Consider the following 11,454-nt stretch of genomic DNA (forward strand, 5'->3'; position numbering starts at 1 on the left):
GGACACCGGGGCCGAGCCCCGTGCTCGTGGTGGGGCTCAACGGATCCGTCGCTCGATGAGCGTCTCGACGACGCGCACAGCGGCCTTCCCCTCGCCGTAAGGGGCGGTATCGGTATCGGCCGGACGCGGGCGCGACACTCCTGCCGCGATCTCTTCGGCGGTCTGAGCGAGGACGTTCCAGCCGAGCTCGACGGTCTCGACCCACTCGGTCTCCGTGCGAACGGTGGTGCAGGGCACCCGCAGCAGGAACGCCTCTTTCTGCAGTCCGCCGGAGTCGGTGACCACTCCCGCGCTCGACAGCGCAGCGGAGATCAGATCGGGGTAGGCCAGCGGCGCATGAGAGACGAGCGATCCCTGGGTCAGCTCGATCCCGGCCCCCGCCGCCTTCGCGACGACCCGAGGGTGCGCCAGCAGGACGACAGGCCGGTCCAGGCCGGCGAGTCCGTCCACCACCTGGGCGAGGCGCGCGGGGTCGTCGGTGTTCTCGGCGCGGTGGATCGTCGCGACGTAGTATCCGCCCTCCTCCAGGCCGAGTTCGGTGCGCAGTCGCGAGGGAGATGCACCGACCTGGTCGCGCACCTCGAACAGCACGTCCGTCATCACGTCGCCGACCAGCACCGTGCGCTCGGCCAGCCCTTCCGCCGCGAGGTGTCCGACGGACACCTCGGTGGGCGCGAGCAGGAGGTCTGCCGCGTGGTCGGTCAGAACACGGTTGTGCTCCTCCGGCATGCGGCGGTTGAAGCTGCGCAGGCCCGCCTCGAGGTGGGCGACCGGGAGGTGCATCTTCACGGCGCTGAGCGCAGCGGCGACCGTCGAGTTGGTGTCGCCGTAGACGAGAACCCAGTCCGGCTGCTGCGCATCGAACACGCCGTCGAGGGCGGCGAGCATCGCCCCGGTCTGCACACCGTGCGACCCGCTGCCCACACCCAGATGGACGTCGGGCGCTGCGATGCCCAGATCGCTGAAGAAGACGTCGGAGAGCATCGGATCGTAGTGCTGCCCCGTGTGGACGATGACATGCTCGACGCCGGCCGCGTCGGCGGCCTTGGCGATGGGCGCGAGCTTGACGAACTGGGGACGGGCGCCGACGACGCTGACGATCTTCACGAGAGACCAGTCTAGGCGGCGCCTTCAGAACACCCGCCGGACGAACGGAATGCGCCGAGACGCGAGCGAGACCGCGAAGGACAGGATCACGACGGCGAGCCACATGAGCACCGCCGCGCCGATGGACTCCGTCGCTGTGCGCGCGAGGTCGGGCAGCAGCATCCGGAGGGCGATCATGATCACGAAGTGCACCAGGAAGACGCCGAACGAGGCATCCGACAGCGTCCGCCAGACCCGGCCGGCGGCCGGTCCCACCCTGCCCGCGAAGAAGCGCTGCGTCAGCAGGAAGATCCCGATCGTGGCACCCGCCGTGACCACGCTGGTGTAGGTCACCGGCAGCGCGGCCCGCACGGCCGGGAAGTCGGGGCTGACGCCGTACTCCCAGATGGCGAACCCGAGCAGCGCGGTCACGCCCACCGCCATCGCGATCGCGCGGGAGCTGCTCACCACGATCCCGGCGAACGCCGCTCCCGCGACGAAGTACCCGACGTAGGGAAGCCACTGCGTGAGCGCAGTGAGATTGATCGGGCGTGGTGACCCCGTCGCCCCGAAGAGCGCCGCGATCGTGTACACCGCCGCGGTCGCGAGGATCACGCACGTCGCGAGGATGACGGCACGCCTGCGCCCGCCGTCGCGCAGGAAGGGCCACAGCACGGGAGCGACGGCGTACAGCCCGACGATCAGCCAGAGGAAGTACAGGTGGGTGTAGGTCCTCCCGCCGGCGATCAGGCCGAGGGCTGCACCGAGGCCCAGCTCCTGGCCGGTCATCCACGTGCGCACCACGACGATGTAGAACAGCTGCCAGAAGACGAACGCGGGACCGAGCCGGAGCAGCCTCTTGCGATAGAAGACCGCAGGCCCCTCCCCCTGCATCCGCTGGGTGAGCAGCAGCGCGCCACTCACCATGACGAACGCCGGCACGACCCAGATGAAGCCGATGTCGAGGGCCACCGCCACCCACCATGTCCCGCTGCCCCGGATCGAGTCGTTCTCGACCGTGGCGGCGAACACGTGGATGGTGACGACGCCGGCGACCGCCACGACGCGAAGGATGTCGAGGGCCGGTATGCGGCCGGAGGGGGCAGACGTCACCCTCGGACCCTAGTCGACGTGCGTTCGACGTATGCCGACTTGATACGCTCGCGACGTGCGAATCCTCATCATCACGCCGTGGTTCCCCACGGCGGAGGCTCCGCAGCAGGGTCTCTTCGTGCATCGCGAAGCCCTCGCGCTGTCCCGGTCGCACGACGTGCACGTCCTCCATCTCGATTGGACCGGCCCCGCCGACGCGAACCCGCCAGGTGACGCCGGCTTCGGCCTCGAGCGACTGTCCCTGCGTCGCGCGAGACCCCTCGACTACCTGCGCGCGCGGCGCGCGGTGCGAGCTGCGGGCGCCGGTGCGGACGTCGTGCACACCCACGCACTGACTCTGCTCATCCCGTGGGTGGCGGGTCGTCCGACGCGGAAGCCCTGGGTCCACTCGGAGCATTGGTCGGGGCTGACGTCGCCCGAGACGCTGTCGAGAGCGGAACGGGTCGTCGCGCGCATCCTCCGGCCGGCTCTCGCCCGTCCCGATGTCGTCGTCACCGAGAGCAGCAGGCTCACCCGCGCGGTGGCCCGGACACGATCGGGTCCGACCGAGCTCGTACCGTGCATCGTCCCCGAGGTCTCGGTGCAGCAGCTGCCGGAGCGGCGGCCGCTCAGGCTCATCGGGATCGGCGGGCTGATTCCCCGCAAAGGGCCGCTTCTCGCGGTGAGCGCGCTGGCCGAGCTCCGCGCCCGGGGCGAGGATGCCGAGCTCGTCTGGGTCGGAGACGGCCCCGAGCGCGAGCCTGTGATCGCCGCGGCGGACGCCCTCGGCCTCGGCGGCCGCGTCCGGCTCACGGGCGTGCTGGAGCCGACCGCTGTCGGACAGGAGCTCGATGCCGCCCACCTGCTCCTGCTCCCCACACAGGGCGACAACTTCTGCGTGGTGGCGGCGGAGGCGCTCGTGCACGGGCGCCCGCTCGTCTCGGGTGCGCAGACCGGGGCAGTCGACTACGCCCTGCCGTCGGTGAGCCGGTTCGTCACCGAGCAGACCGGCTCCGCGTATGCCGAGGCCGTGCTCGACGTGCGGCGGACGACCGCCGGCATGTCTGCGGCGGACATCGCCGCCACCGTCGCCGACCGGTTCTCCGAAGACACGGTGGCCCGCGCCCTCGAGCGCGTCTACGCGACGGCGGCCGCCCGGTGACCCGCGACGTCGACGTGGTCGTCGCCGTCCACGACCCCTCGCGGCCCGTTGAACGCGCAGTCCGCTCGGCACTGAGCGCAGGGTCCCCCGGCGCGACCGGTGTCATCGTGGTGGCGCACAACACGTCGCTCGACCCCATCGTCGACCGGCTCGGTCCGCTCGCCGCGCATCCCGACGTCACGGTGCTCGCCCTCGCGGACGGCATCCGAAGCCCCGCCGGACCTTTCAATGCGGGACTGGATGCCGCGCGCGCACGCTACACGTCGGTTCTGGGCTCCGATGACGAGATCGCCCCGGGAGCCATCACGTCGTGGCTGCGGACGGCGGAGAGGACCGGAGCGGATGCCGTCATCACGCGCCTGCGCATCGCGGGCGGCGCGGCTGTGCCCACTCCCCCGACGCGCCCACTGCGCCGCAGCCTGCTCGATCCTGTCGCCGACCGCGTGAGCTACCGGTCCGCCCCACTCGGACTGGTCTCGCGGGCGACGTTCGGCGAGCTCCGCTTCGCGCAGGGTCTCGCTGTGGGCGAGGACGTGCCCTACGTGACCCGGCTGTGGTTCTCCGGAGCGCGCGTCGCCTACGACCGGCGCGGGCCGGCGTACCTGATCCACACCGACTCGGCGGATCGCACGACCGTGGCACCCCGCTCGATCGCGGACGAACTCGCCTACGTGCCCGCCGTGCTCGACGATCCGTGGTTCGACACCCTCTCCGGGGCTGCCCGCTCGGCGATCGCGGTCAAGTTCCTGCGCATCCACGTGTTCGGGGCCGTCGCCAATCGAGCGGATGCCGCGTACTGGACGACCGGAGAACGTCTTGCGCTGCGGGACACGACGCGCCGCATCGTCGCGGCAGGCGGCGGCATCGAGCGGGTGCTGTCGCGGCGCGACCGGGATGTCCTCGATGCCGTGCTCGACGAGCGTGTGGACGCCGCCACCCTCGTCTCCGCCGGGATGCTCCGGCGCAGCCACGCCCACCCGCGCTCACTGCTGCCGCGGCAGCTGCGGCACGCGCTGCACCGCGAAGCACCGCTGCGCATGGCCGCGGCATCCGCTCTGCAGCTGATCTGATCAGCCCGCGGCGATCGCGTCGACGGCTCGCTTCCAGATCTGCACCTGAGCCTCGCTCGAGAGCTCGCGCGCATGACGGTGCGATGCGGCCTTGTAGCGTGCCACCTGATCGACGTCCAGAGCGTCGACCGCCTCGGCGAGTGCGGCGGCCGAGAAGTCGCGGGTCACTGCGCCGATGCCGTATCGCTCGACGTAGGCCGCCATCTCGGGCGACGGACCGATGATCAGCCCGAGCCGCGCCTGTACGAAGTCGAAGAACTTGTTGGGCAGCGCCCATCGATGGTTGAAATTGACCGGAGGCAACAGGAACACGCCGACGTCGTGCGATCGGAGCGTCTCTGACAGCTTCGCGTACGGCACCGGGTCGTGCACGCGGACGCGCCCCGCGCTCTCGCGTGCCCTCGCCGTGAGCTCGTCGATCAGACCGGGGTCGTTGGGGGTGAGGTACAGGTCGAGCGTTCCCGATCGCGCTGCCGTTATCCCTTCGACCAGCGTGTCGATACCGCGTCCGCGCAGCGCGGCTCCGGAGTGCACGAAGCGCAGCGGTTCGTGCACCGGGGTCGGCTCGGCATCGACATAGGGCGCGGCGTTCGTGACGACCTCTGGCGTAAAGCCGAACCGTCGCCCGTATTCACGCGCGATGCCTTCGCTCACGGTGGTCCACGAGTCGGCGCGCCGCACGTACCTGCGGCACATCCATTCGATGAACGGCCGGACGAACAGGCGGAACCGCAGCATCTCGTTCTTCTGGCGGGGCGCGTACTCGTGAAGATCGGCGTGCACGCCGCGCCGCGGGCGCAGCGCGAGCGCCAGCGGCACAGTATCCACGTCGTCGGCCAGCACGATGTCGAATTCCCGCCCCGCGAGCGCCGACCGCGCCGCGCGGATGGCCGCATTGCCGCGGTACGCTCGCCGGTACTGCCGTGCGACCACGAGGAGTCGCGGATACCGCCACACCTGCAGATCCGACGGAATCTCGACGTGGTCGGCCACACCCTCAGGCGCCGGACCGTATCCGCACGTCGTGACCTCGTAGTCATGACGGAAGAGGTCTACCTGCTTGAGCACGCGCGCGTCAGAGGCGATGGGCGAGAACGACAAAATGAGCAGACTCGTCACGGTGTCTCCTTCGAGTTCAGGTGTGCGTGATCGTCGAGGGCCCCTCGCACCAGGTCCGCCGCGGCGGGGCCGGTCACGCGCGCGTCGTAGCGCTCACGCCACACGGCCCGCGGGTCGTATGTGCCGTCCGGGGCGTCGATCACCGCACGCAGCACCCCGCCGATCGTCGACGCGTCGGCATCCACCGCGACGAGTTCACCCGACCTCTGGTCGTGCGAGACGATCTCGGGGGTCCCGCCGACAGCGGTCGCGACGACCGGGATGCCGTAGGCGATCGCCTCCATGATGCTCACCGGCACTCCCTCACTCGAGCTGAGGTTCACGAAGGCGTCCACACGGTGCCGCTCGTAGAAGGCGGCGACATCGCGATTGGGAACCTGGCCTCGCAGCTCGACCTCCAGTCCCGGCGGGGGGTCGGCGATCCGAGCGACCAATTCCCCGAACAGATCGCCGTCGCCGAAGTGGATCCACCGGATCGGGTTCTCAGGAGACAGCCCCGGCACCGCCCGCACCGCCTCGTAGATGAGCTCGACCCGCTTGACCTCCGTCACCGCCGAGCACGACACGACGGTGCGCGCCCGCTCGGACCCTGGGCGAACCACCACGTCGGGCCCCCACACCCCGAGGCGGCTCACCCGGATCGCCCCCGGGCGCACCGCCGACCCGTAGGTGCGTCTCAGGTAGTCGGCCCCGTCGTCGGAGATCGCGAGCACGCGATCGGCGCGTGAGAGCAGAAAGCGGCGGAACGGGAGGTATCCCTCGGGGGAACGCTCCTCGTAGAGGTCGTATCGGTGAAGCCGCAGGACGCGGGCACGCACACCGCGCAACCAGGCCAGCGCGAGTCCGCCGCCCATTCCCCAGAATGCATATGCGACGCAGTCCGGGTCCTCCGAGATCGCATCCCGGACCGCCCGTCGGCGGGCGCCCGTGATGCCGACGCGCGCACCCATCAAGAACAGCCGCAGGTGCCGCCTCAGCCGGCCGGCCCTCATCTCCTGCCCAGCCGCCCTGGCCAGGGCTGCGATCATCTGCGGCCGCAGCGGCGCGAAGAGACTGTCGTCGGGTGCGCGCTCGAAGAGATTGTCGGCGAGGAACACGTTGGCAGGCATGTCGACCACCCCGGCCGACGTGTCTCGCGCGTAGCAGAACACTGCGACGTCATCGAAAGCGGCGGCGAGGTATCGGATCTCCTTGTCGACGAAGACCGCATCGCCCGTCGCGTACGGGTAATCGTTGGTGAAGAGGAGAAGCCTCGTCATCGCCGGCTCGAGTCCGGGCGGTCGCCGTCGCGGCCCGGGGCGAGCAGGCGTTCGAACCGGCTCGTGATCGTCTCGTAGTCGAACGTGGCGCGCTCGTCCTCGTCGGGTTCGTATGCGAGCGGCTCGCCCGCCTCGCGAGCACGCACGGCACCGTGCAGGAACTCGGTCAGCTTCTTCTGCGCATCGTCGCCGGATGCCTCCTCCCAGGCATGGCCGACGTTCATCGTCCGCACGAGCGACGACAGCTCGGCGCCGGCGAGATCGCCGGTCACCAGTGCCAGGATCGGCTTCTCGGCGGCCAGGTACTCACCGAACTTGCCCGAGATGATCCCTTGGCTGTTTCTGCGGTTCCAGCTGAGCACGAGCAGCAGGTCCATCGAGTCCTGGAGTTCCACGGCCTGGGCGTGAGACAGCATGCCGTGATCGACCACGAGGTCCTCCAGGCCGAACGTGGCGGCGAACGCGGTCATCAGATGTCCCTGATTCCCCGCGTAGTGCACCTCGACACGCGTGGCCGGATGACCCTGCCGGATCGCGTCGATCGCGCGGAAGAGGGGAGTCGCATCCCGGCCCTCCGCATAGATCTGTCCGGTGTACCCGATCCTCAGCGGGGCCGGCCCCGCCGCTGCCGGTTCCGCGGCAGCCCGGTCTGCTCGCTGGTCTCTGTCCAGGAACCCGTTCGGCAGCACCACGATCGCATCGGCGAACCTCCGGTTGGCCCGTTGCTCGAGGATGGAGTGCTTCACTCCCTCAGACACCACTGTGATCGTCGAGGCCTCGCGGATCGCCTTGCGCTCCTGGAAGGCCATGACGACTCGCCCGGTCCACAGGATCGACGGCACGACCATCGCGTCACGGATGTCCGACACCCACGTCGAGCCCTGATTGCGCCGCGCGAGGAGCCGGCCGAAGATCAAGGACCCGAAGGGCGCGTAGGTGGACAGAATCGCGTCGAAGCCGGTCGTCTCGCTCGCCGTCAGCTGATCCCCGGCCTGAGACGCCCACCGTCGAGCATCGAGGAGGGACCGGACGCGGTCGACCGTCAGCTTCCGCCTCTTGTTGAGTTCCTCGAACGCGGACTCGCGTCGGTCCGCGCCGATGCCGAACAGACGGGACAGACGAGGCGACGAGAGCACCGTCGCTCTCGGAACGGTCGGGGCGACGAAGGCGAAGAGAAGCGCGCGCCGCCACAACGAAGCGGACTGCTGCTCGCGAGCTGCCGACGGATAGGGCGGGAGCGTCCTCACCGTGACGCCTGGCGGAACCGGGGCGGTCTCGTGGGGCTCCGTCCACGGCGTGAACACGGTCACGTCATGCCCGCGCTCGGCGAGGAGCTGCGCGAGCGCGCGGGGTCGCTTGGATCCGATAGGACGGTCGTTACTGAACTGAACAGCCGAGATGGCGATCCGCACGCGCGCTCCTCTCCGTCTGAGCCCCTCGCCCACGGCGCCGAAGGGATATCCAGATTCCAGTATCGTTCGTATGCGGGAAGCAACACCAACTGAGCGGCCGGACGGCACACGACCGGATCGCTGCGGCACACGGATGCCGCGGAAGGAGACGAAGCGGATGGCAGGCTTCGTCTCGAACGTGCGCACCGAGATCTCGGCGCGGATGGCGCCGGCTCTGCCGGCAGCACTGCGGCGGCGACTGGTTCCCGCGGAGTACTCGTGGTCATACGCCGACCTCAGGCCCGTCGCGCGCGCCAAGCCCGGGAACACGCGGCTGCTCATCGCCCGCGCGAACTTCGCGTCGCAGGGCTACTACTGGGCGCGTGCCGCAGAGACTCTCCCCGGCGTGTCGGCGGTCAACCTCGCGTTCGGCTGGGCGCCCGAGATCGCGCACATCAAACCGGATGTCGCGGTCAAGGGCAACGTCGGTCGCCACTCCCACCTCTGGGCCCGCAAGCAGCGGAAGGCCATCCTGCGGGGGTTCACCCACGTCCTCTACGAGGCCGAGCGTCCGCTCCTGCCGACGCTCTACGACGGCGACCTGGTCGCAGAGATCAACGACCTTCAGGATCACGGCATCGCGATCGCGATGGTGTCGCACGGCAGCGACACCCGGGTTCCTTCCCGCCACGTCGAGCTGGAGCCGTACTCACCGTTCGTCGACCCCCTCGGTGGCCTGACGGCGAATCTCGAGACGAGCACTCGCCTGAACCATCAGGCGCTGGACGCGCTGGGACTTCCCACCTATGTGTCCACTCCCGACCTGCTGCTGTATCGACCCGAGGCGACCTGGCTGCCCACGCTGACCGACCCGCAGCGCTGGGAGCGGCTCCCCGCGTCAGCCTTCGGCACGCGCACCCCCGTCGTGCTGCACGTTCCCTCGCGCTCGGCCTTGAAGGGAACGGCCGCGATCTCGCCGGCCATGCGGCGACTCGAACACCTCGGCCTGATCCATTACGTGGAGGCCGAGCGTGTCCCCTACGAGGACATGCCCACGATGATCGCCCGGGCCGACATCGTCATCGATCAGCTGAGCATGGCGCTGTACGGCGTCGCCTCGGTCGAGGCGATGCTCGCGGGCAGGATCGTCGTCGCCCAGGCGGGTCAGCACATCCGCACGCACATCGCGCGCGAGACGGGCTGGGATCTGCCGATCGTGGAAGCGAACCCCGCCACGATCTCTGACGTCGTCGAAGACATCGCCACCCACCCCGGCCACTACCGGGATCGCATCGAGCAGGGCCGGCGCTTCGCTCGGGAAGTGCACTCGGACGCCGCTGCCGCCGCCGCCCTGGAGCCGTTCTTGCTGGGGTGACCGCGCCTCCGGCGAGACTCAGTCGATGCGGACGGGGCCCGGCTCCGTGCCCGAGATGAGGCCCGCGAGCGTCGCCTGCTGACGGAACGTGGGAACCTCGTCGACCACCTCGTCGAAGGTGCCGTGCGCCAAGATGAGGCCGTCTTCCATGAAGAACAGCTCATCCGCGTCGCGCACTGTCGACAAGCGGTGCGCGATGGAGATCACGGTGACGTTGCCACGCAGGGCACTGACGGCCTTCGCCACCTCGGCCTCGGTGATCGTGTCGAGCGCGGACGTGGCTTCGTCGAGGATCAGAACGTACGGGTCGGTGTACAGGGCGCGCGCGATGCCCAGGCGCTGGCGCTGGCCGCCGCTGAAGCCCATCCCCCGCTCTCCGACCTTCGCCCCGATCCCGCCGGGGCGCTTCTGGACGGCGTCCCACAGCTGTGCCCGCTTCAGGCAGTCGACGACCTTGTCTTCGTCGATGTCGCCCTTCCACGCGAGCGCGACGTTCTGTGCAACCGTGCCGTCGAAGAGCGCCACCTCTTGGGGCACATAGCCGACTCGCGAACGCCACGCGGCAAGGACGTCGCTGAGGTTCTGCTGGTCGACGTGGATCGACCCGGACTGCGGCACGAGCAGGCCGAGGAGGATGTCGACCAGAGTCGACTTGCCGGACCCGGACTCCCCGACGAGTCCGATGCTGGAGCCCATCTTGATGGTCATCGACACGTTCGACACCGCGGGCTCATCCCCGGTCGGATACGTGAAGCTGACATCTCTCAGGATCAGCTCCTTCGGCTCGTCCTCGAGCGGCTCGCGCCCCAGCGTCTCGCGGTGCTCGCGCTGCCGATCGGCATACCGCATGTCGCGCAGCACGGCGTTGACCTGCGCGCGGTTGGCATTGATGGAGTTACTGGCCGACTGGAACGTCGTCAGCGCCGGCACGAGCCGCAGACCCGCGACAGCGAACAGCGCTATGGCGCTGATCGCCGCTGCCAGGCTGCCCTCGACCAGATAAGACAGGGTGCCGACGATCAGGAAGCCGCCGATGAGGGCCGTGTCGAGGATGAACTTGGGAACCCCGCCGAGGAACTGGATGTTGGCTCGGGCACGAGCTGCGTGCACGCGATGCTCCCGCACTACCTCGGCGACCTCGTCGACCTTGTCGCGAAGGGTGACCTCCTTGAGAGCAGCGACCATGTCGGTCATCAGCGATGCCACTTTGTAGCTGTAGTCGCGGTTGACCCGGCCGGCCTGGACTGCACGCTTGGTCAGCACCCACGACATGAGCAGGGCGATGAGACCGAGGTACAGCACCGTCACGACCGCCGTGAGCGGCTGCACGAAGAAGAGGGTCGCGGCGATGAGAGTCGTCGACAGCACCAGCGTGGGAATGCCCATCAGAGGGAGCACGAGCCCGGAGATGACGGCCGAGACGCCGACGTCGGCCATTCGCACGAGCTGGGAGGAGGTTCGGCCGAGTCGCTCCACCCAGGGTGCTCCGATGTAGGCGTCGAAGAGGCGCACCCCCAGCACCAGCTCGAATTCGGCGAATCGACGGGTGGCCGCCCACTGCTGCCACAGCGACAGCGTCGACTTGAGCAGGATGAGGCCGCTGACGGCGAGCAGGAGCCAGACGTAGTTCTCCTCCTGCACCACGCCGACGACGGGCACGTTGACGTCCGCCCCGGTCAGCATGGCCGAGATGGAGAGAGCCATGAGCATGAGAGCCGCGACATCGAGCAGCGCCAGCAGGCAGGAGGCCGTGATGAACGTCCAGATGTATCTCCGCGCGCTGGACGGCAGAAACGGCATGATGAGTCGCATCTGCGCGAGGGCTTGCTTCAACGGACACTCCCATTCGCGGACTGCGTGATCGGCACCCTGTCTAGAGTAGTGCTGTACAGCTGTGAGG

Annotated in this window: 9 protein-coding genes; 3 read left to right on the plus strand and 6 right to left on the minus strand. The window is 69.2% G+C overall.

The window, feature by feature from the left end:
* Nucleotides 1–36: 36 nt before the first annotated feature.
* Both wecB and H9622_RS01360 read right to left on the minus strand, forming a co-directional pair.
* Complete coding sequence (gene wecB, locus H9622_RS01355) at nt 37–1,107, minus strand: non-hydrolyzing UDP-N-acetylglucosamine 2-epimerase (protein ID WP_191763525.1); 1,071 nt, start codon at nt 1,105–1,107, stop codon at nt 37–39.
* A gap of 24 nt (nt 1,108–1,131) precedes the next feature.
* On the minus strand, nt 1,132–2,199 hold the full coding sequence (locus H9622_RS01360; protein WP_191763527.1) for an acyltransferase: 1,068 nt from the start codon (nt 2,197–2,199) through the stop codon (nt 1,132–1,134).
* A gap of 55 nt (nt 2,200–2,254) precedes the next feature.
* On the opposite strand from H9622_RS01360, the gene H9622_RS16040 reads away from it, so the two are divergent.
* Together H9622_RS16040 and H9622_RS01370 are read left to right on the plus strand one after the other, a co-directional pair.
* Nucleotides 2,255–3,340 carry a glycosyltransferase gene (locus H9622_RS16040; RefSeq protein ID WP_191763529.1) on the plus strand — a complete coding sequence of 362 codons (1,086 nt, stop codon included), beginning with the start codon at nt 2,255–2,257 and terminating at the stop codon, nt 3,338–3,340.
* Nucleotides 3,337–4,410, plus strand: coding sequence for a glycosyltransferase (locus H9622_RS01370; protein ID WP_191763531.1), 1,074 nt, complete (start codon nt 3,337–3,339; stop codon nt 4,408–4,410). The genes H9622_RS16040 and H9622_RS01370 overlap by 4 nt, the downstream gene beginning before the upstream one ends.
* On the opposite strand, the gene H9622_RS01375 is transcribed toward H9622_RS01370, so the two are convergent.
* From H9622_RS01375 to H9622_RS01385, 3 genes are read right to left on the minus strand one after another with little or no spacing between them, the layout of a single operon-like run.
* A complete protein-coding gene (locus H9622_RS01375) occupies nt 4,411–5,529 on the minus strand; it encodes a glycosyltransferase (RefSeq protein WP_318246988.1) in 1,119 nt (372 codons plus the stop codon).
* Nucleotides 5,526–6,788 carry a glycosyltransferase gene (locus tag H9622_RS01380; protein WP_191763533.1) on the minus strand — a complete coding sequence of 421 codons (1,263 nt, stop codon included), beginning with the start codon at nt 6,786–6,788 and terminating at the stop codon, nt 5,526–5,528. Before H9622_RS01380 ends, H9622_RS01375 begins: the two co-directional genes overlap by 4 nt.
* Nucleotides 6,785–8,200, minus strand: a complete 1,416-nt coding sequence (locus H9622_RS01385; protein ID WP_191763535.1) for a glycosyltransferase — start codon at nt 8,198–8,200, stop codon at nt 6,785–6,787. Before H9622_RS01385 ends, H9622_RS01380 begins: the two co-directional genes overlap by 4 nt.
* Nucleotides 8,201–8,357: 157 nt before the next feature.
* Between H9622_RS01385 and H9622_RS01390 the strand changes: the two genes are divergently transcribed.
* Nucleotides 8,358–9,554, plus strand: a complete 1,197-nt coding sequence (locus H9622_RS01390; RefSeq protein WP_191763537.1) for a glycosyltransferase family protein — start codon at nt 8,358–8,360, stop codon at nt 9,552–9,554.
* 18 nt (nt 9,555–9,572) lie between these two features.
* On the opposite strand, the gene H9622_RS01395 is transcribed toward H9622_RS01390, so the two are convergent.
* Nucleotides 9,573–11,387 carry an ABC transporter ATP-binding protein gene (locus H9622_RS01395; protein ID WP_225221516.1) on the minus strand — a complete coding sequence of 605 codons (1,815 nt, stop codon included), beginning with the start codon at nt 11,385–11,387 and terminating at the stop codon, nt 9,573–9,575.
* Between the last annotated feature and the right edge of the window lie 67 nt (nt 11,388–11,454).

The organism is Microbacterium gallinarum, assembly GCF_014837165.1.
GTDB classification, from domain to species: Bacteria; Actinomycetota; Actinomycetes; order Actinomycetales; family Microbacteriaceae; genus Microbacterium; species Microbacterium gallinarum.